Below are 19,172 nucleotides of genomic sequence, written 5' to 3' on the forward strand. Positions count from 1 at the left end.
CCAGTTGGCAATGGATGCGGGACCCGCCTCACAGGGAACTCAGTTGCTGACGAATAAGGATGCGCACCTATTCAGCGAACTCTGGGATCCCTTTTATGCGCAAAACCTTCTCCGCTCCCCGTTCCGCCTCTGTCAATAATCCCGCTGCTGCGCAGGCGCGCGTTGAACACGCCGCCGCGCAGTTTCGCCAGGCGATGGCCGACGGCGACTACGCGCAGGCGCGTCAGTGCTGTGAAGCGGTATTGCGGGTAATGCCGAACCATATGCAGGTGCTCAGCGACTATGCGCTGACGCTGATGCGCACCGGCGACTATAAAAAATCGTACAAAATCTATCAGAAAATCTGCCAGGCGCCTGACGCACAGCGTGCACAGGCTTCGGAAACCTGGCTGGATGGCCTGACTGAGGTCTGCGGCTGGCTGGATAAGCCGGATGAGGTGGCGCGCTACGGCCTGGCTTCGCTGATGCACTCTGATGCCCGCTTTTCTGCCGGACAAAAGCAGCCGTTTCCGGCTGATGCGCCGCCGGCGTTTAACCCGCACAATCCGGCGGAAAACAGTATTGCGTTCAGCCTGTATGGCAATCAGCCGCGCTACTGCGAAACGCTGATTAAGAACGTTGAGGTCGCGCGCGAGCTCTATCCGGCATGGCACTGTCGCGTCTATCTGGATGAAAGCGTGCCGCAGCACGTCTGGCAGCGCCTGCAGCAGGCCGGCGCGCAGCTGGTGGATATGTCGCACGAAAAGGAGATTCAGCCTACGCTCTGGCGCTTTCTGGTGATGGATGACCCCACGGTCAGGCGCTTTATCATTCGCGACGCCGACTCGCTGCTGTCAGAGCGCGAAGCCGCGGCCGTGCAGGCCTGGCTCGACTCGCCGTTCTGGTTTCATCATATGCGTGACTACTTTACCCATACCGAACTGCTGCTGGCCGGAATGTGGGGCGGCTGTCACGGCGTCTTCCGCAACCTTGCGCAGCAGATGCGTGACTTTATGGCGCGCTACACCGGCAATCAGCGCTTCACCGATCAATATTTCCTCAAGGTGGCGCTGTGGCCCACCGTTCGCACCAGCCTGCTCAGTCATGACGATCTTTTCCATTTTCATCAGGCGCAGCCGTGGCCTGCTCACGCTCCCGTTCGCTGGCAGACGGACCATTTTCATGTTGGCAGTAACGCCGGCTATGCCAGCATGACCGGTAAGGCCACTGCCCCCTGCAACGGTACGCAGCAGGTTGAACTCGCCTGTGGCGGCCAGAGCTGGTGTTATCCGGCGCGCGTGGTGAATGAGAGTGAATGGGTGCTGCCGATGCCATTTTTCCTGATCGATGCCTGGAAAGCGGGCGAACTCACGGTCAGAGCCTGCTGACCTCCTGCGGCCTGGCGGTCAGAGATTTCAGTAGACATTCCTCCAGGCCAACTTTACCTTTCCCCTGAGCATCGCGAGGGGCGGGGGGATCATGGATCAGCAATTTATTATCACGCTTATGCTGGCACTGGCCGGTCTGGGTATCGGCTGGCTGCTGGCGCAGCTGCGTGCCAGTCAGCAGCACGCCAGCCTGACCGCGGAGCATCGCCTGCTGGAAGCAGCGCAGCAGCGTCAGCAGCGCGAACAGGAACAGCTGCAGCTGCAGCTCCGGCAGCGTGAACAGGAGCTGCGGCAGCTCCATGGCACTCTGAGCGGGGCACAGGAGCGCTTGCAGCAGCTGGATTACTGGCGTGCAGAAAGTGAGCAGCTCAGCCGCGAACTGCGTAATCAGCTGGAGGTCAACAGCGCACAGGAAGCGGAGCTGCGCGAGGTGACTATCCGGCTGGAGGAGACGCGCTTTGCCGCTGAAGAGAAGCAGCGGCTGCTGACTAACAGCGAGCAGCGTCTGAGCGCCCAGTTTGAGAATCTTGCGAACCGCATTTTTGAAAATAGCGGTCGCCGTGTTGATGAGCAAAATCGACAGAGTCTGAACAGCCTGATTGCGCCGCTGCGCGATCAGCTGGATGGCTTTCGCCGTCAGGTCAATGAGAGTTTCGGTCAGGAGGCGCGTGAGCGTCATACGTTAACGTATGAGATCCGCCAGCTGCAGCAGCTCAATGCACAAATGGCACAGGAGGCGTTAAACCTGACCAAAGCGCTGAAAGGCGACAACAAGATTCAGGGTAACTGGGGCGAAGTGGTGCTCAGTCGGGTACTGGAAGCGTCCGGCCTGCGTGAGGGGTATGAGTATGAAACCCAGGTTAACATCGCGCTGGAGCAGGGGCGCATGCAGCCCGACGTGATTGTCCGGCTGCCGCAGGGCAAAGATGTGGTGGTGGACGCCAAGATGGCGCTGGTCGCGTATGAGCGCTACTTTAACGCTGAGGATGATGCCGCACGGGAGCTGGCGATTCAGGATCATGTTGCGGCGATGCGCGGTCATATTCGTCTGCTGGGGCGAAAAGATTATCAACAATTGCCCGGTTTACGCTCGCTGGATTATGTGCTGATGTTTATCCCGGTGGAGCCGGCGTTTTTGCTGGCCATCGATCGGCAGCCTGAGCTGATTAGCGAGGCGCTGCAGCAGAATATTATGCTGGTCAGTCCGACTACGCTGCTGGTGGCGCTGCGTACTATCAATAATCTGTGGCGCTATGAGCATCAGAGCCGCAACGCCCAGCGCATTGCCGATCGCGCCGCACGGCTCTATGACAAAATGCGGCTGTTTGTCGATGATATGAGCGGCATCGGCCATAATCTGGATAAGGCGCAGCAAAGCTATCAGCAGGCGATGAAAAAGCTGGCAGAAGGGCGCGGCAATCTTATCGCCCAGAGCGAGGCGTTTAAGTCGCTGGGAGTTGAAGTTAAGCGGCCCATTAATCCGCAGCTGGTGCAGCAGGCGTTACCGGATGAAGCGGATGAGCGCTGGGCAGAAGATGATGCGGAAACACCGGCAGAAGTGCGCCGTATCAATGAATAACCGGCGGCAACGTGCTCGGATTGCGCGACTCTGATACACTTCGGAGAGAATTATTTGTGGAACAGGTAAAACCGATGGCAGATGAATCACAGCAGGAAACTACTCACTTTGGCTTCCAGACCGTAGCAAAAAGTGAAAAGGCCGATAAAGTCGCGGACGTGTTTCATTCCGTTGCGGCAAAATATGACCTGATGAACGATTTGATGTCGTTCGGCGTCCATCGCGTATGGAAGCGTTTTACCATTGACAGCAGCGGCGTGCGTCGCGGTCAGCGCGTGCTCGACCTGGCAGGCGGCACGGGCGATCTCACGGCGAAATTTTCCCGCCTGGTGGGTGAAACCGGGCAGGTGGTTCTGGCGGATATTAACAGCTCGATGCTGAAAATGGGCCGTGAAAAGCTGCGTAATCTCGGGGTCACCGGCAACGTCAGCTATGTGCAGGCGAATGCGGAAGCTCTGCCGTTCCCGGATAACTATTTTGACTGCATCACCATCTCGTTTGGCCTGCGCAACGTCACGGAAAAAGAGAAAGCGCTGGCCTCAATGTTTCGCGTGCTGAAGCCGGGCGGTCGTCTGCTGGTGCTGGAATTTTCTAAGCCGGTGCTGGATCCGCTGAGCAAGGCGTATGACGCCTATTCATTTCATATTCTGCCGCGTATCGGGCAGCTGGTGGCGAATGACGCAGAGAGCTATCGCTATCTGGCTGAATCTATTCGTATGCATCCCGATCAGGAAACCCTGAAAGCGATGATGAACGATGCTGGTTTTGAAAACAGTACGTATCACAACATGACTGGCGGCATTGTCGCGCTGCATCGTGGCTTTAAGTTCTGAGTAACCATGACGCTAACCCCTCTTATTACCGGCGCGCTTGAAACCGTGCTGAATCGTGTACTTTATCGCGATCGCAGTCTGAAAGCTGCCCGGCAGCGCCTGGCAGGTAAGGTGCTGCTGCTGCGGCTGCAGGAGCTCGATTTTCCCCTTGTACTGGTTTTCAGCGAAACGCGACTGGACGTGCTGGGCGACTGGCAGGACAGCAGCGACTGCAGCGTCAGTCTGCGCCTGAGTACGTTGCCTAAACTGCGCGATCGCCAGCAGCTTACCGGTCTGATCCGCAGCGGCGAGCTGAACGTTGAGGGCGATCTGCAGGTGGTACAGCAGTTTTCCGCATTAATGGATCTGGCTGAACTCGATCCGGCAGAGTATCTGGCGCCCTGGACCGGTGATATTGCGGCTCAGGGTATCAGTCAGGCTGGCAGGCGGGCGCTGGCTTTTGCGCAGCAGCAGGTAACGCGCCGTCAGGACTATCTCAGTCAGGTGGTAACCGAAGAGTGGCGGCTGGCGCCCGGTGCGCTGGAGCTGGCATGGTTTGCAGAAGAGGTTGAAGCGATGGAGCGTTCACTAAACGCCTTTGAGGCGCGTCTGGCACAGCGGGAGGCGAAATGACGCTCGGAGAACTTCGGCGCTTATATTTTATCATTAAAATTTTTCTGACCTACGGGCTGGATGAACTCATACCGCACATGCGCATCACGCTGCCGCTGCGGCTGTGGCGCCGCTGCGTATTCTGGATCCCTAACCGGCATAAAGAAGCGGAGATGGGCCTGCGCCTGCGCCTGGCAATGGAGCAGCTTGGCCCGGTCTGGATCAAGTTTGGTCAGATGCTCTCAACCCGTCGCGATCTGTTTCCGCCAAAGATTGCCGATGAGCTGGCAATCCTGCAGGACCGCGTTGCGCCGTTTGACGGCGTGAAAGCAAAAGCGCAGATTGAGCGCTCAATTGGCGGTCCGGTTGAGACCTGGTTTGATGATTTCGATATTAAACCGCTCGCCTCTGCCTCTATCGCTCAGGTCCACACCGCGACGCTGAAATCTAACGGCCGCAAAGTGGTTATTAAAGTGATTCGCCCTGATATCCTGCCGGTAATCAAAGCGGATATGAAGCTGATCTACCGGCTGGCACGCTGGGTGCCGCGCCTGTTGCCGGATGGTCGCCGCCTGCGTCCGATGGAAGTGGTCCGCGATTATGAAAAAACGCTGATTGATGAACTCAATCTGCTGCGGGAAGCGGCCAATGCGATTCAGCTGCGCCGTAATTTTGATCAAAGCCGCATGCTCTACGTACCGGAGGTCTACTCCGATTACTGCAGCGAAACCATGCTGGTGATGGAACGGATTTACGGGATCCCGATCTCGGATGTCGCCACGCTGGAGCAGCATGGCGTCAATATGAAGCTGCTGGCTGAACGCGGCGTGCAGGTTTTCTTTACCCAGGTATTCCGCGACAGCTTCTTTCACGCCGATATGCATCCGGGCAACATTTTTGTCAGTTACGATCATCCGGAAGATCCGCAATATATTGGTATCGACTGCGGTATTGTGGGATCGCTTAACAAAGAAGATAAGCGCTATCTGGCCGAAAACTTTATTGCCTTCTTTAACCGCGACTACCGCAAGGTAGCAGAACTGCATGTAGATTCCGGCTGGGTGCCGCCCGATACCAACGTTGAAGATTTTGAGTTTGCTATCCGCACCGTCTGTGAACCGATTTTTGAGAAGCCGCTGGCGGAGATCTCATTTGGTCACGTGCTGCTGAACCTGTTCAACACGGCGCGCCGCTTTAATATGGAAGTGCAGCCGCAGCTGGTGCTGCTGCAAAAAACGCTACTCTATATTGAAGGGATTGGACGTCAGCTCTACCCGCAGCTCGATTTATGGAAAACCGCGAAGCCCTTCCTGGAAGAGTGGATCAAAGATCAGATCGGTCTTCCGGCACTGGTACGTAAGGTTAAAGAGAAAGCGCCTTTCTGGGCAGAGAAACTGCCAGAACTGCCGGAGCTGTTTTACGACAGCATGCGCCAGCATAAGTTATTGCAGCACAGCGTTGATAAACTGGTTAATGAACTCAACGCGCAGCGTACCCGGCATCACCAGTCGCGCTACCTGTTTGGCGTAGGAGCCACGCTGCTGTTAAGCGGAACGGCAGTACTCCTGAGCCGGCCCGACTGGGACTTCTTCCCGGCGCTGTTAATGGCGGCGGGCATCGTGACCTGGCTGGTGGGCTGGCGCAAGACAAACTAATTGTTTGCCTGATGCAAATCGCGTAATGTCGCAGGCCGGAGCCGGTTTCCCGGTCTGTCACATTACAGTTTTTCGTTTTATTAAGTATTTCAGAGGCATATCTCATGGGCGGTATCAGTATCTGGCAATTATTAATTATTGCCGTCATCGTTGTACTTCTTTTTGGCACCAATAAACTGCGCAACCTCGGTTCAGATCTTGGCTCATCTATTCGCGGCTTTAAAAAAGCGATGAGTGATGAAGATGAGAAAAAAGATCTGCCTAAAGAGCAGGATGCTGACTTCAATGCCAAAACGCTGGCAGATAAACAGCATGACCCGGTGAACAAAGATCAGCCGCGGGATAAGTAAGGTGTAACTGTGTTCGATATTGGCTTTAGTGAACTGGTTCTGGTGTTCGTGATCGGCCTGATTGTGCTCGGGCCGCAACGTCTGCCGGTGGCGGTCAAAACCGTAGTGGGCTGGATCCGGGCAATTCGCTCGCTGGCGGCTAATGTGCAGCACGAGCTGGCGCAGGAGCTAAAGCTGCAGGAGTTGCAGGACAGCCTGAAAAAAGTGGAAGAGGCGGGAAAGGGAACGCTCTCTCCGGAGCTGAAGCAGTCAATGGAAGAGCTGCGCAAAACCGCTGACTCCATGAAGCGCTCTGTTCAGCAGAGTATTGATATCGAAAAAGCGGAGGATGAAGCGAACACGATTCATCAGCCTGCCGCGGTTAAACCTGATGTGCCTCCGGCTGCTGCTGCTGTCACGCCCGCGCAGGCGGAGCATCACGCCAGCGCACCGGCGCAGGCACCTGCTGCCGCAGAAACCGTTAACAATCGGGCTGATGCGGCGCACTCATCCACTCCCCTTTCTGCAAAAGATGAACGATAACCATGGCTGTTGAAGATACCCAGCCGCTCATCAGCCATCTGATCGAGCTGCGTAAGCGTCTGCTGAACTGCATCATTGCCGTGTTTGCGATTTTTCTCTGCCTGGTCTATTTCGCTAACGACATCTATCACGCGATTGCCGCGCCGCTAATCAGCCAGATGCCGGCCGGCGCCAGTATGATTGCCACAGATGTTGCCTCGCCATTTTTTACGCCGATCAAGCTGACCATCATTGTCTCGGTGTTTCTGGCGGTTCCGGTGATCCTCTATCAGGTGTGGGCATTTATCGCGCCAGCGCTCTACCGGCATGAACGCCGGCTGGTTATGCCACTGCTTTTCTCCAGCACGCTGCTGTTTTATGTTGGTGTGGCTTTTGCCTACTTTATTGTCTTTCCGCTGGCGTTTGGCTTTTTTGCCAAAACCGCGCCGCAGGGCGTCACCATTGCAACCGATATTACGAACTATCTCGACTTTGTCATGACGCTGTTTATGGCGTTTGGCGTTGCGTTTGAAGTGCCGATAGCCATCGTGCTGCTCTGCTGGACCGGGATCACCACGCCGGACGATTTGCGAAAAAAACGGCCTTACATTCTGGTCGGCGCTTTCGTTGTTGGGATGCTGCTCACACCGCCAGACGTTTTTTCCCAAACTTTGCTCGCTATTCCGATGTACTGCCTGTTTGAAGTCGGCGTATTCTTTTCCCGCTACTACGTGGGCAAAGGGCGTAAAGCGGCAGAGGAAGACTCCTGATCGCGTTTACGCAGGACACCCCGTTGCGCGCGGGGTGAAAGCATTTTACAAACCGCCCGCCTGCCGGGCGGTTTTTATTTGGGGGAAGAGATGTTTGATATCGGTGTAAACCTGACCAGCACGCAATTCGCAAAAGATCGCGTTCAGGTGGTTAAGCGCGCGCGTGAAGCAGGTGTCACCGGCATGCTGCTTACCGGCACTAACGCGCTGGAGAGCCAGCAGGCACGACAGCTGGCAGCACAGCATCCCGGCTACTGCTGGTCTACGGCCGGCGTTCATCCGCATCACGCCAGTGAGTGGTCCGCAGAAACAGCCAGCACGCTGCGCCGCCTGGCAGAGAGCGAACAGGTAGTTGCCATAGGGGAGTGCGGGCTCGACTTCAACCGCAATCTGGCTGCGCATCAGCAGCAGGAGTATGCATTCGATGCCCAGCTGGCGCTGGCCGCAGAGCTGCAGCTGCCGGTGTTTTTACACTGCCGCGAAGCGCACGATCGCTTTGTCGCGGTGCTGGAGCCGTGGCTGCCGAAGCTGGCGGGAGCGGTGGTGCACTGCTTTACCGGCACGCGCACGGAGCTGGAAGCCTGTCTGGCGCTGGGCCTCTCAGTGGGCATTACCGGCTGGGTGTGTGATGAACGCCGCGGAATGGCGCTGCGTGAGATGCTGCCGCTGATCCCGGCGGAGCGTTTACTGCTGGAGACGGACGCGCCTTACCTGCTGCCGCGCGATATGCGGCCCCGTCCGGCCTCGCGGCGCAATGAACCCTGTTTTCTGCCTCATCTGGTGCAGCAGGTGGCGGGCTGGCGCGGAGAGACGGCGGAGGTGCTGAGTGCGCAGGCCGACGCAAACGCGCGTCAGCTGTTCAGGCTGGCTTAAACCTTACGAAACAGTTTGTTATCCACACTGCGCATCACCTGCTTATTCAGCAGATTCAGCAACAGGATCGAACGGGTTTCACCGTCGGGCTCGGCAAAAATCGCCCGCAGCCCTTCAAACGTGCCGTCGGTAATAAGCACTTCATCGCCCGACTGCGGCGTTTCAGGATCCAGAACAATCTGTGGTGTATCGGTCTGCAGCGCTTCAATCACTTCATAGGGCACCGTGGCGGGCATAGCGCCAAAGCGCACAAAATGGCTGACGCCACGCGTGCTGCTGATGGTGGTGGTATGAATCGCTTCCGGATCGAACTCAATAAACAGATAGTTAGGGAACAGCGGCTCACTGACAGTGGTGCGTTTACCGCGCACCAGCTTCTCCATCGCGATCGTTGGACTGAGGCATGTCACTGCCTGACGCTCAAGATGTTCCTTGGCGCGCAGCAGCTGTCCGCGTTTGCAATAGAGTAAGTACCAGGATTCCATAACTGCCCCCGAATAATGGATGCCAAGAATAACAAACCTGCAGTCAGAGTTATAGCGTATCGGCTGGCGTATACCGTGCCGGCCAGAGAAATTCTCTGCGAATTTTCTGATTAGTGCGTTATCTGTGCGCTTTGCGGCAAGAGAATTGACGACCAGGGCGCATCTGTATCAGACTGCCAGACCATTACGGATCTGCACGATTTCCCGATTCACTCTGGCCGGAAAACTGAAGCCACATGAAATACCAGGACTTACGAGATTTTCTTTCGCTGCTGGAACAGCGTGGCGAGCTCAAGCGCATCACTCAGGAGATTGATCCTGAACTGGAGATGACCGAAATCGCCGACCGCACGCTGCGTGCCGGCGGCCCGGCGCTGCTGTTTGAAAACCCCAAAGGGTATGACATGCCGGTGCTGTGTAACCTGTTTGGCACGCCAAAGCGCGTGGCGATGGGTATGGGGCAGGAGAAGGTCAGCGCGCTGCGCGACGTCGGTAAGCTGCTGGCGTTTCTGAAGGAGCCGGAGCCGCCCAAAGGTTTCCGCGATCTCTTTGACAAAATGCCGCAGTTTAAGCAGGTGCTGAATATGCCAACAAAGCGTCTGCGCAATGCTCCCTGTCAGGAAGAGATCTTCAGCGGCGATGAGGTTGATTTGTCGCGTATTCCGGTGATGAAGTGCTGGCCTGGCGATGCGGCACCGCTGATTACCTGGGGGCTGACCGTTTCACGCGGACCGCATAAAGAGCGACAGAACCTGGGGATCTACCGCCAGCAGGTTATCGGCAAAAACCGGCTGATTATGCGCTGGCTGTCGCACCGCGGCGGCGCGCTCGATTTTCAGGAGTGGTGCAAAGCCCATCCCGGCGAACGCTTTCCGGTTGCGGTGGCGCTGGGTGCCGATCCCGCCACCATACTGGGCGCGGTCACGCCGGTGCCGGATACGCTCTCGGAGTACGCCTTCGCCGGGCTGCTGCGCGGCAATAAAACCGAAGTGGTAAAATGCGTCTCCTGCGATCTGGAAGTGCCTGCCAGCGCGGAGATTGTGCTGGAAGGCTACATTGAACCAGGCGACATGGCGCCGGAAGGCCCCTATGGCGACCATACCGGTTACTATAATGAAGTAGACAGCTTTCCGGTCTTTACCGTTACGCACGTTACGCAGCGGCGTAAACCGATCTATCATTCCACCTATACCGGTCGTCCACCCGATGAGCCTGCGGTGCTGGGAGTGGCACTGAATGAAGTGCTGGTGCCAATCTTAATCAAGCAGTTTCCGGAGATTGTCGATTTTTATCTGCCGCCTGAAGGCTGCTCCTATCGCCTGGCGGTAGTGACGATCAAAAAACAGTATGCAGGACATGCCAAGCGGGTGATGTTTGGCGTCTGGTCATTTCTGCGTCAGTTTATGTACACCAAATTTGTTATTGTGTGTGACGATGACGTAAACGCGCGCGACTGGAATGATGTGATTTGGGCGATTACCACCCGCATGGACCCGGCGCGCGATACCGTACTGGTAGAGAATACGCCGATCGATTACCTCGACTTTGCTTCACCGGTCTCGGGGCTGGGCTCCAAAATGGGGCTGGATGCCACCAATAAATGGCCGGGTGAAACGCAGCGCGAGTGGGGCACGCCGATCGTCAAAGATCCGGCAGTCACCGCGCGTATTGATGCAATCTGGGATGAGTTAGCAATCTTTGCCGAACCGCCGCAGCGCTGACGGTAGCAGAGAACCATAAGAAAGGGCAATTATGACGACGTTAAGCTGCAAAGTGACTTCGGTTGAGGCGATTACCGAGACCGTATATCGCGTGCGCCTGATCCCGGAAGCGGAATTTAGCTTTCGCGCCGGTCAGTATCTGATGGTGGTAATGGATGAGCGCGACAAGCGTCCTTTCTCCATTGCCTCAACGCCAATGGAGAAAGAGATTATTGAGCTGCACATTGGCGCATCCGATCTCAATCTTTACGCTATGGCAGTGATGGATCGCATCAGAAGCGACCGGCAGGTAACGATTGATATGCCGCATGGTGATGCGTGGCTGCGGGAAGAGAGCGAGCGCCCGGTGATTCTGATCGCCGGCGGCACCGGCTTTTCCTACGCGCGTTCACTGCTGCTGACCGCGCTGGCGCAGCAGCCCGATCGCGACATCGCCATTTACTGGGGCGGACGTGAACTGCAGCACCTCTACGATATGGATGAGCTGGAAGCGCTGGCGGTGAAACACCCGAACCTCAGGGTGATTCCGGTGGTTGAGCAGCCTGCAGATGGCTGGCAGGGGCGCAGCGGTACGGTACTGACCGCCGTTATGCAGGATCATGCCGATCTGAGCGGCCATGATATCTATATCGCCGGACGCTTTGAGATGGCAAAAATTGCCCGTGAGCGCTTCTGCAGCGAGCGCGGCGCGCTGGAAGCGCAGATGTATGGCGATGCCTTTGCGTTTATCTGAGGCGCAGCCGTAAAAAAACCCGCCCGGAAGGGCGGGAACACGTGCGATTCACAGGTCTCTGTTTTAGATACGTTCAAATACGGTGGCGATGCCCTGACCCAGGCCGATACACATGGTGGCCAGGCCAAACTGCACGTCATGTTGTGTCATCTGGTTAAGCAGGGTGGTGCTGATGCGCGCGCCGGAACAGCCCAGCGGATGCCCCAGCGCAATCGCGCCGCCGTTCAGGTTTACTTTCTCATCCATCTGCGCCATAAGCCCTAAATCTTTAATGCAGGGCAGGGTTTGTGCCGCAAAAGCCTCATTAAGTTCAAACAGTCCGATATCCGCTACGCTGAGTCCGGCACGCTTCAGCGCCATGTTGCTGGCGGGAACCGGGCCGTATCCCATAACTGAAGGATCGCAGCCGGTTACCGCCATACTGCGGATACGCGCACGCGGCGTGATGCCCAGTTCGCGGGCGCGGCTTTCGCTCATGATTAGCATGGCGGCAGCGCCGTCAGAGAGCGCGGATGAACTGCCGGCGGTCACCGTACCGCTAACCGGATCAAACGCCGGCCGCAGCGCGGCCAGACCCTCCAGGCTGGTCTCCGGACGGATGACCTCATCACTCTCATAGCGCTTCAGCACGCCATCGGCGTCGTGCCCCCAGGTGGGAATAATTTCGCGGGCAAAATCGCCGCGCTGCGTCGCCGCCCAGGCGCGCTGATGCGAACGGAAAGCAAAGGCATCCTGCTGTTCGCGGCTGATATGGTGCATGCGCGCCAGCATTTCCGCTGTCAGGCCCATCATGCCGGCGGCTTTTGCCACGGTCCGGCTCAGGCCGGGATGGAAATCAACGCCGTGGCTCATCGGGACATGACCCATATGCTCAACGCCGCCAATCAGGCAGGTCTGCGCATCACCGGTCATAATGGCCCGGGCAGCGTCATGCAGCGCCTGCATAGATGAACCGCAGAGGCGATTCACCGTGCTGGCGGGCACGCGGTGCGGAATTTCCGCCAGCAGCGCCGCATTACGCGCAATATTAAATCCCTGCTCCAGCGTCTGCTGCACGCAGCCCCAGATGATATCGTCCAGCGAAGCGGGATCGATTGCCGGGTTGCGACTCAGCAACTCCCGCATCAGATGTGCTGAGAGATCTTCCGCCCGCACCTGACGAAAGGCGCCGCCTTTAGATCGGCCCATGGGCGTGCGTGCGGCATCAATAATGACGACATTTTCCATCTCTGTTCCTCAGGCGCGCTGCAGCGACGCTTCATCAATAGGTTGAACGGCGGGATACCAGCTCTGATGCGCGTGCGCACGCTGCACCAGCGCTTCCGGCAGCGTATAAAGCGGGCCGAGATGCGCGTAGCGTCTGGCCTGGTCGACCACGTTGCTGTTACCGAGCGTATCGAGATAGCGGAAAGCGCCGCCGCGGAACGGCGGGAAGCCAAGGCCATAGACCAGCGCCATATCGGCTTCTGCCGGTGAGGCGATAATCTTCTCTTCCAGACAGCGCACGACTTCATGCAGCATCGGCAGCATCATGCGATTAATAATCTCTTCATCGCTGAACGCACGCGCGGGTTCGCTGACGCTGCTCAGCAGCTTACCGGCGTCAGGATCCTGTATTTTCTGCGCTTTACCTTTTTTATCCTGTTCCCAGCGGTAGAAGCCGAGGCCGTTTTTCTGCCCAAACCGGCCCGCATCAAACAGGACATCGATGGCGTCACGATAAGTTTTCTGCATGCGCGCCGGAAAGCCCTGCGCCATGACCTGCTGCGCGTGATGGGCGGTATCGATACCAACCACATCCAGCAGCCACGCCGGCCCCATTGGCCAGCCAAACTGCTGCTCCATGACGTTATCAATCTGGCGATAATCCGCGCCGTCGCGCAGCAGCAGGCTGAAAGCCGCAAAATAGGGGAACAGTACCCGGTTAACAAAGAAACCGGGACAGTCGTTAACCACGACCGCTGTTTTTCCCATTTTGCTGGCCCACGCTACCACCTTGCTGATGGTTGCTTCTGAGGTCTGTTCGCCGCGGATCACTTCCACCAGCGGCATGCGCGGTACCGGATTGAAAAAGTGCATACCGCAGAAATTTTGCGGACGCTGCAGCGCTTTTGCCAGTTCGCTAATCGGAATGGTTGAGGTGTTGGAGGCGAGAATGGCATCGTCCCGCAGCTGCTGTTCAGTCTCAGCGAGCACTTTCGCTTTGACCGCCGGGTTCTCTACTACCGCCTCTACCACCACATCAGCGCGGCGGAAACCGCTATACTCCAGCACCGGCTGGATAGTCGTCAGCACGGCAGCGAGTTTCGCGCCATCAATTTTGCCGCGCGCCAGCTGCTTATTCAGTAGCTTGCTGGCTTCATTCATACCCAGCGTCAGCGCTTTTTCACTGATATCTTTCAGGATAACCGGTACGCCTTTCCACGCCGACTGCCAGGCAATCCCGCCCCCCATGATGCCGGCACCCAGCACGGCTGCCTGCTGCGGCAGCTCTGCGCGGGCGCTATGTTTTTTTGCCAGGCTTTTGACGTATTGATCGTTGAGGAAAATGCCGACCAGCGCGCGGGCAGCATCGCTCTGTGCCAGCGGCACAAACGCAGCCGTTTCAAGCTTAAGCGCATCATCGCGCGTCAGCCCGGCGGCAGCTTCAATTGTTTTCACCGCTGTCAGCGGGGCAGGGTAGTGTTTACCTGCCGTCTGCAGCACCATGCTTTTCGCCAGTGTAAAGCTCATCGCGGCTTCAACCGGACTCAGCTTCAGCGGCGCCAGCTTCGGCGCCCGGCGTGCCTGCCAGCTCTGCTGGGTAATGGCGTCGTGCAGCATAGTGAGCGCGGCGCTGCGCAGTTTGTCGCGGCTGACCACGGCATCGACCAGACCCAGCTTCAGCGCGCTTAATCCATCCACATCTTTGCCGGCGGCAATGATCTCCAGCGCGCTGTCGGCTCCCAGCAGGCGCGGCAAACGCACGCTACCGCCAAAGCCTGGCATGATGCCGAGCCGGGTTTCCGGCAGGCCAATACGCGTCTCCGGCGTCGCGACGCGCAGATCGGTTGCCAGCACACACTCGCAGCCACCTCCCAGCGCATAGCCATCAATGGCGGCAATGGTCGGCACCGGCAGATCTTCCAGCCGGTTAAAAATGCTGTTAGCAAAGGTCAGCCACGCGCTCAGTTTCTCTTCAGGAGCGTCAAACAGTGAAAGAAACTCGGTGATATCCGCGCCGACGATAAAAGCGGGTTTGGCGGAGCTTAACAGCAGACCGCGCAGCTCGGGCTGCTGCTGCAGTATATTCAGCGCTTCTCCCAGGCTGGCGACGGTTTTAATATCAAGTTTATTGACCGAGCCGGGAGCATCGAAAACCAGCTCGGCAATGCCGTCTTCGAGCCAGTGTAATGAAAGGGTATCGCCTTGGTAGAGCATATCCGTCTCCTGAAACCGCGAAAAGTGATCTGGTCATACCAGATGAACAGGAGTGTGAGCGGCCTGCCCCTCTTTTGCAAACGGCAGTGTGCTTATTTGATACCGCGATCACAGGCTGGCTGGCGCGCCAATAGCGGCGCGGCTATGCTACACTGCGGCCACTTTCGCGACATCGGAGACTCGTTCATGGATTCACTGAAAACACTGTATCAGGCGCATATCAAAACGCTGCAGCAGCGGGCGCAACAGATTCTGGCGCGCGGCAAACTGGATGCGCTGCTGATCCACTCCGGCGAACTGCAGACCGTTTTTCTCGATGATCACACCTATCCGTTTAAAGTGAATCCGCAGTTCAAAGCCTGGGTGCCGGTCACGCAGGTGCCGAACTGCTGGCTGTGGGTCGACGGCAGCAATAAACCTAAACTCTGGTTCTATTCACCTGTCGACTACTGGCATAACGTTGAGCCGCTGCCGGAGAGCTTCTGGACCGGAGATGTTGATGTCATCGGGCTGAAAAATGCAGATGAGATTGCACAGCTGCTGCCCGCATCGCGTGAGAACGTCGCCTACATTGGCCCGGTACCGGAACGTGCTGCGCAGCTGGGCTTCAGTAGCGCGCAGATCAACCCGCAGGCGGTCATTGATTTCCTGCATTATCATCGCAGTATCAAAACGGATTATGAGCTCGCCTGCCTGCGTCAGGCGCAGAAGCTGGCGGTTGCTGGCCATCGCGCGGCGAAAGAAGCGTTTTTCTCCGGCATGAGCGAGTTCGATATTAACCTCGCCTATCTTACCGCTACCGGGCACCGGGATACGGATGTGCCGTATGGCAATATTGTGGCGCTGAACGAACATGCAGCCGTGCTGCACTACACCCGGCTCGATCACCAGCCGCCAGCCAAACGTCACAGCTTCCTGATTGACGCCGGCGCTGATTACGCAGGATATGCAGCAGATTTAACCCGCAGCTATGCAGCGCAAAGCAAAACGCGCTATGCCGAGCTGGTGGAGGTAATGAATAAAGAGGAGCTGGCGCTGATCGCCACGCTGAAAGCGGGCGTACGCTATACCGATTATCATCTGCAGATGCACCAGCGCATTGCGCGTTTGCTGCTGAAATTTGGTCTGGTAAAAGGCCTGACGGAAGAGGCGCTGGTGGCAGAAAATCTCACCGGACCTTTCATGCCGCACGGCCTGGGTCATCCTCTTGGGCTGCAGGTACACGATGTGGCCGGTTTTATGCAGGACGATCGCGGTACGCACCTGGCTGCGCCGGCGCACTATCCCTATCTGCGCTGCACCCGGGTGCTGGAGCCCGGCATGGTACTGACCATCGAGCCGGGCTTCTATATTATCGATTCGCTGCTGGCGCCGCTGCGCGGGGGCAAGTACAGCCAGCACTTTGACTGGCAGGCGATTGATGCGCTGAAGCCGTATGGCGGAATCCGCATTGAAGATAATGTGGTCATCCACCCTAATCGCATTGAGAACATGACGCGCGACCTGCACCTGGCCTGATGGACGCTTATGATATTCCGGCTGAGGCGGTAAGCAGCAGCGAAGAGACGATCAAAAAAAGCCGCTTTATCACTCTGCTGGCGCATACGCCGGGTGCTGAAGCGGCGCGGGCGTTTGTGCAGCGGGTCAAAAGCGAGCATCCCGCTGCGCGACATCACTGCTGGGCCTGGGTTGCCGGTGCTCCGGACGATTCACAGCAGCTGGGCTTCTCCGACGATGGCGAACCCTCCGGCACGGCAGGTAAGCCGATGCTGGCGCAGCTGATGGGGAGCGGCCTTGGTGAGATCACTGCCGTAGTCGTACGCTATTATGGCGGCATCATGCTGGGGACCGGCGGGCTGGTCAAAGCTTACGGCGGCGGGGTGCAGCAGGGGCTGAAACAGCTGCCGCGTCAGCGCAAAGTGCCGATGCAATCCTTTATGCTGCGCTGTGATTATGCACAGATGAGCGATATAGAACGCCTGCTGCAGCGTTTTGACGGCATTACTGAAGAGAGCCGCTATGAAGATTGCATCACGCTGCGCATTGCGCTGCCTCATGCGCAGATAGCGGCCTTTACGCAAAACCTCTCTGACTACAGCCGGGGTGCGCTAGCGCTGCTCCCGCTGGATAACTGAACAAAGGACACGGCTGAATGCACTTCCGCGCCATTACCCGCATTGTGGGTCTGCTGGTTATTTTATTCTCGGTAACCATGATTGTACCGGGTTTAGTGGCGCTGATTTATCGCGACGGTGCCGGCCGCGCCTTCAGTCAGACGTTCCTGATGGCGATTGTCATTGGTTCGCTGCTCTGGTGGCCCAACCGCAAACAGAAGACCGAACTTAAACCGCGCGAAGGCTTTCTGATTGTGGTGCTGTTCTGGACGGTACTGGGCAGCGTCGGTGCGATGCCGTTTATCTTTGCCGAGCAGCCTCACCTTTCCGCGACCGATGCCTTTTTCGAATCCTTTTCCGGCCTGACGACGACGGGTGCAACGACGCTGGTGGGACTCGACTCGCTGCCGAAAGCGATTCTGTTTTACCGGCAGATGCTGCAGTGGCTGGGCGGTATGGGGATTATCGTGCTGGCCGTTGCCATACTGCCGATTCTGGGCGTCGGCGGCATGCAGCTCTATCGCGCCGAAATGCCCGGGCCGCTGAAGGATAACAAGATGCGGCCGCGCATTGCAGAGACAGCAAAAACGCTGTGGCTGATTTATGTTGTGCTGACCATCGCCTGCGCGCTGGCCCTGTGGCTGGCCGGCATGCCGATGTTTGACGCTATCGGGCACAGCTTCTCTACCATCGCTATCGGCGGTTTCTCCACGCACGACGCCAGCATCGGCTATTTTAACAGCCCGACAATCAACACGATTGTTGCGGTTTTTCTGCTGATTTCCGGCTGTAACTACGGCCTGCACTTTTCACTGCTGAGCGGGCGCAACCTGAAGGTTTACTGGCGCGATCCTGAATTCCGGATGTTTATTGGCGTGCAGTTTACGCTGGTGGTGATCTGCACGCTGGTGCTCTGGCTGCACAATGTTTATGACAGCGGCTGGCAAACGCTGAATCAGGCTTTTTTCCAGGTAGTGTCATGGGCAACCACGGCGGGCTTCACCACAGATAGCATTGCACGCTGGCCGCTGTTCCTGCCGGTGCTGCTGCTCTGCTCAGCATTTATCGGTGGTATGGCAGGCTCAACCGGGGGTGGCCTGAAGGTTATTCGTATTCTGCTATTGTTCAAGCAGGGTTCACGTGAGCTGAAACGTCTGGTGCACCCTAATGCGGTCTACACCATTAAGCTTGGCAACCGGGCGCTGCCGGAGCGTATTCTGGAAGCGGTATGGGGTTTCTTCTCCGCCTATGCGCTGGTGTTTCTGCTCAGCATGCTGGCCATTATCGCGACCGGCGTTGATGACTTCTCCGCGTTTGCTGCCGTTGCGGCAACGCTGAACAACCTTGGGCCGGGGCTGGGTGTAGTCGCAGACAACTTCACAACCATGAATGATGTGGCGAAATGGATATTGATCCTGACGATGCTGTTCGGGCGTCTTGAGGTCTTTACGCTGCTGGTGCTGTTCACGCCGACATTCTGGCGTGAATAAGAGAAACAGGAACCTGTAATGAAAGCATTAATACTTTATTCCACCCGCGACGGACAAACCCGCGAAATTGCAGCGCGTATTGCTCAGACTCTGGTACCGCAGCAGTTATGTGATGTGCAGGATCTGGCAGAGACGAGACAGATTGACTGGTCGCAGTACGATCGCGTACTGATAGGCGCCTCGATTCGCTATGGCTATTTTGATACGGCGCTGATGAAGTTTGTCACGCAGCACCGGCAGTCGCTGCAGCAGCGGGTAAGCGGATTCTTTAGCGTGAATCTGACGGCGCGTAAAGCTGACAAGCGTTCCCCGCAAACCAATGCCTATACCCGCAAATTTCTTGAGCAGTCACCGTGGCAGCCCGACTGCTGCGCTGTATTTGCCGGTGCGTTACGTTATCCGCGCTATCGCTGGTTTGATCGGGTAATGATTCAGTTAATTATGCGCATGACCGGTGGTGAAACCGATACTTCTAAAGAAGTCGAGTATACCGACTGGTCTGCAGTGAGCAGATTTGCGCATGAATTTGCGCAGTTACCAGGCAAATCGTGGTGAAATAGAGCGTTGTGGTGAAAAATAGCGCGAACGATTCTTTTTTTGTATTTAACGCTTGTCAGCCCGGAAGAACTCCCTATAATGCGCCTCCATCGACACGGCACACCGGCTTACGGAAAACGGCGTCGACAGGAA

18 protein-coding genes are annotated in these 19,172 nt (G+C 57.1%); 15 read left to right on the top strand and 3 right to left on the bottom strand.

All coding sequences use genetic code 11. The features are described 5' to 3' along the window. The first annotated feature begins 95 nt into the window (after positions 1 to 95). The 9 genes from F3I15_RS10665 (at position 96) to tatD (ending at position 8,519) form a co-directional block, all read left to right on the top strand. A complete protein-coding gene (locus F3I15_RS10665; protein WP_150017886.1) occupies positions 96 to 1,367 on the top strand; it encodes a lipopolysaccharide assembly protein LapB in 1,272 nt (423 codons plus the stop codon). Between the two features lie 91 nt (positions 1,368 to 1,458). Continuing rightward, complete coding sequence (rmuC, locus tag F3I15_RS10670) at positions 1,459 to 2,946, top strand: DNA recombination protein RmuC (RefSeq protein ID WP_150017887.1); 1,488 nt, start codon at positions 1,459 to 1,461, stop codon at positions 2,944 to 2,946. A gap of 74 nt (positions 2,947 to 3,020) precedes the next feature. Then, positions 3,021 to 3,779, top strand: coding sequence for a bifunctional demethylmenaquinone methyltransferase/2-methoxy-6-polyprenyl-1,4-benzoquinol methylase UbiE (gene ubiE / locus F3I15_RS10675; RefSeq protein ID WP_039381797.1), 759 nt, complete (start codon positions 3,021 to 3,023; stop codon positions 3,777 to 3,779). 6 nt (positions 3,780 to 3,785) lie between these two features. Then, positions 3,786 to 4,391, top strand: coding sequence for an SCP2 domain-containing protein (locus tag F3I15_RS10680; RefSeq protein WP_150017888.1), 606 nt, complete (start codon positions 3,786 to 3,788; stop codon positions 4,389 to 4,391). Continuing rightward, a complete protein-coding gene (ubiB, locus tag F3I15_RS10685; RefSeq protein ID WP_150017889.1) occupies positions 4,388 to 6,025 on the top strand; it encodes a ubiquinone biosynthesis regulatory protein kinase UbiB in 1,638 nt (545 codons plus the stop codon). Before F3I15_RS10680 ends, ubiB begins: the two co-directional genes overlap by 4 nt. A 104-nt stretch (positions 6,026 to 6,129) precedes the next feature. Next, positions 6,130 to 6,375, top strand: a complete 246-nt coding sequence (gene tatA, locus F3I15_RS10690) for a twin-arginine translocase TatA/TatE family subunit (RefSeq protein ID WP_039381803.1) — start codon at positions 6,130 to 6,132, stop codon at positions 6,373 to 6,375. A gap of 9 nt (positions 6,376 to 6,384) precedes the next feature. After that, the gene (gene tatB / locus F3I15_RS10695; RefSeq protein ID WP_150017890.1) at positions 6,385 to 6,897 is read left to right on the top strand and encodes a Sec-independent protein translocase protein TatB; all 513 of its coding nucleotides are present in this window, start codon (positions 6,385 to 6,387) and stop codon (positions 6,895 to 6,897) included. 2 nt (positions 6,898 to 6,899) lie between these two features. Then, a complete protein-coding gene (tatC, locus tag F3I15_RS10700) occupies positions 6,900 to 7,646 on the top strand; it encodes a Sec-independent protein translocase subunit TatC (RefSeq protein ID WP_150017891.1) in 747 nt (248 codons plus the stop codon). Positions 7,647 to 7,736: 90 nt separating this feature from the next. Then, entirely contained in the window at positions 7,737 to 8,519 is a 783-nt protein-coding gene (tatD, locus tag F3I15_RS10705) for a 3'-5' ssDNA/RNA exonuclease TatD (protein ID WP_150017892.1), read from the top strand. Here the strand turns inward: tatD and rfaH are convergent. Then, entirely contained in the window at positions 8,516 to 9,004 is a 489-nt protein-coding gene (gene rfaH / locus F3I15_RS10710) for a transcription/translation regulatory transformer protein RfaH (RefSeq protein WP_039381813.1), read from the bottom strand. The genes tatD and rfaH overlap by 4 nt on opposite strands. Positions 9,005 to 9,240: 236 nt before the next feature. Between rfaH and ubiD the strand changes: the two genes are divergently transcribed. Beyond that, positions 9,241 to 10,725, top strand: a complete 1,485-nt coding sequence (ubiD, locus tag F3I15_RS10715; RefSeq protein ID WP_150017893.1) for a 4-hydroxy-3-polyprenylbenzoate decarboxylase — start codon at positions 9,241 to 9,243, stop codon at positions 10,723 to 10,725. Positions 10,726 to 10,756: 31 nt separating this feature from the next. Further along, positions 10,757 to 11,458 (top strand): NAD(P)H-flavin reductase, encoded by a 702-nt coding sequence (fre, locus tag F3I15_RS10720; RefSeq protein WP_150017894.1) that lies wholly within the window; start codon positions 10,757 to 10,759, stop codon positions 11,456 to 11,458. Positions 11,459 to 11,521: 63 nt separating this feature from the next. Here the strand turns inward: fre and fadA are convergent, their stop codons facing one another. After that, positions 11,522 to 12,685, bottom strand: coding sequence for an acetyl-CoA C-acyltransferase FadA (gene fadA, locus F3I15_RS10725; protein ID WP_150017895.1), 1,164 nt, complete (start codon positions 12,683 to 12,685; stop codon positions 11,522 to 11,524). Between the two features lie 9 nt (positions 12,686 to 12,694). Further along, positions 12,695 to 14,878: a fatty acid oxidation complex subunit alpha FadB gene (gene fadB, locus F3I15_RS10730; RefSeq protein WP_150017896.1), complete on the bottom strand. Its 2,184-nt coding sequence runs from the start codon at positions 14,876 to 14,878 to the stop codon at positions 12,695 to 12,697. Between the two features lie 186 nt (positions 14,879 to 15,064). Between fadB and pepQ the strand changes: the two genes are divergently transcribed. From pepQ to hemG, 4 genes are read left to right on the top strand one after another with little or no spacing between them, the layout of a single operon-like run. Further along, complete coding sequence (pepQ, locus tag F3I15_RS10735) at positions 15,065 to 16,396, top strand: Xaa-Pro dipeptidase (RefSeq protein WP_150017897.1); 1,332 nt, start codon at positions 15,065 to 15,067, stop codon at positions 16,394 to 16,396. Next, positions 16,396 to 17,013: an IMPACT family protein gene (locus F3I15_RS10740; protein ID WP_150017898.1), complete on the top strand. Its 618-nt coding sequence runs from the start codon at positions 16,396 to 16,398 to the stop codon at positions 17,011 to 17,013. The genes pepQ and F3I15_RS10740 overlap by 1 nt, the downstream gene beginning before the upstream one ends. 17 nt (positions 17,014 to 17,030) lie before the next feature. Next, positions 17,031 to 18,482, top strand: coding sequence for a Trk system potassium transporter TrkH (gene trkH, locus F3I15_RS10745; protein WP_065647777.1), 1,452 nt, complete (start codon positions 17,031 to 17,033; stop codon positions 18,480 to 18,482). 18 nt (positions 18,483 to 18,500) lie between these two features. Continuing rightward, positions 18,501 to 19,037: a menaquinone-dependent protoporphyrinogen IX dehydrogenase gene (gene hemG / locus F3I15_RS10750; RefSeq protein WP_150017899.1), complete on the top strand. Its 537-nt coding sequence runs from the start codon at positions 18,501 to 18,503 to the stop codon at positions 19,035 to 19,037. Positions 19,038 to 19,172: the final 135 nt, after the last annotated feature.

It is taken from the genome of Pantoea sp. M_9, from assembly GCF_008631385.1.
Taxonomy (GTDB): Bacteria; Pseudomonadota; Gammaproteobacteria; order Enterobacterales; family Enterobacteriaceae; genus Pantoea; species Pantoea eucrina.

Coding starts and splice junctions, on each gene's coding strand:
- pepQ (WP_150017897.1), top strand. CDS start 15,065: ATGGATTCACTGAAAACACTGTATCAGGCGCATATCAAAACGCTGCAG.
- fadA (WP_150017895.1), bottom strand. CDS start 12,685: ATGGAAAATGTCGTCATTATTGATGCCGCACGCACGCCCATGGGCCGA.
- fre (WP_150017894.1), top strand. CDS start 10,757: ATGACGACGTTAAGCTGCAAAGTGACTTCGGTTGAGGCGATTACCGAG.
- F3I15_RS10665 (WP_150017886.1), top strand. CDS start 96: ATGCGCAAAACCTTCTCCGCTCCCCGTTCCGCCTCTGTCAATAATCCC.
- ubiE (WP_039381797.1), top strand. CDS start 3,021: ATGGCAGATGAATCACAGCAGGAAACTACTCACTTTGGCTTCCAGACC.
- tatD (WP_150017892.1), top strand. CDS start 7,737: ATGTTTGATATCGGTGTAAACCTGACCAGCACGCAATTCGCAAAAGAT.
- ubiB (WP_150017889.1), top strand. CDS start 4,388: ATGACGCTCGGAGAACTTCGGCGCTTATATTTTATCATTAAAATTTTT.
- trkH (WP_065647777.1), top strand. CDS start 17,031: ATGCACTTCCGCGCCATTACCCGCATTGTGGGTCTGCTGGTTATTTTA.
- fadB (WP_150017896.1), bottom strand. CDS start 14,878: ATGCTCTACCAAGGCGATACCCTTTCATTACACTGGCTCGAAGACGGC.
- rfaH (WP_039381813.1), bottom strand. CDS start 9,004: ATGGAATCCTGGTACTTACTCTATTGCAAACGCGGACAGCTGCTGCGC.
- tatA (WP_039381803.1), top strand. CDS start 6,130: ATGGGCGGTATCAGTATCTGGCAATTATTAATTATTGCCGTCATCGTT.
- hemG (WP_150017899.1), top strand. CDS start 18,501: ATGAAAGCATTAATACTTTATTCCACCCGCGACGGACAAACCCGCGAA.
- F3I15_RS10740 (WP_150017898.1), top strand. CDS start 16,396: ATGGACGCTTATGATATTCCGGCTGAGGCGGTAAGCAGCAGCGAAGAG.
- ubiD (WP_150017893.1), top strand. CDS start 9,241: ATGAAATACCAGGACTTACGAGATTTTCTTTCGCTGCTGGAACAGCGT.
- F3I15_RS10680 (WP_150017888.1), top strand. CDS start 3,786: ATGACGCTAACCCCTCTTATTACCGGCGCGCTTGAAACCGTGCTGAAT.
- tatC (WP_150017891.1), top strand. CDS start 6,900: ATGGCTGTTGAAGATACCCAGCCGCTCATCAGCCATCTGATCGAGCTG.
- rmuC (WP_150017887.1), top strand. CDS start 1,459: ATGGATCAGCAATTTATTATCACGCTTATGCTGGCACTGGCCGGTCTG.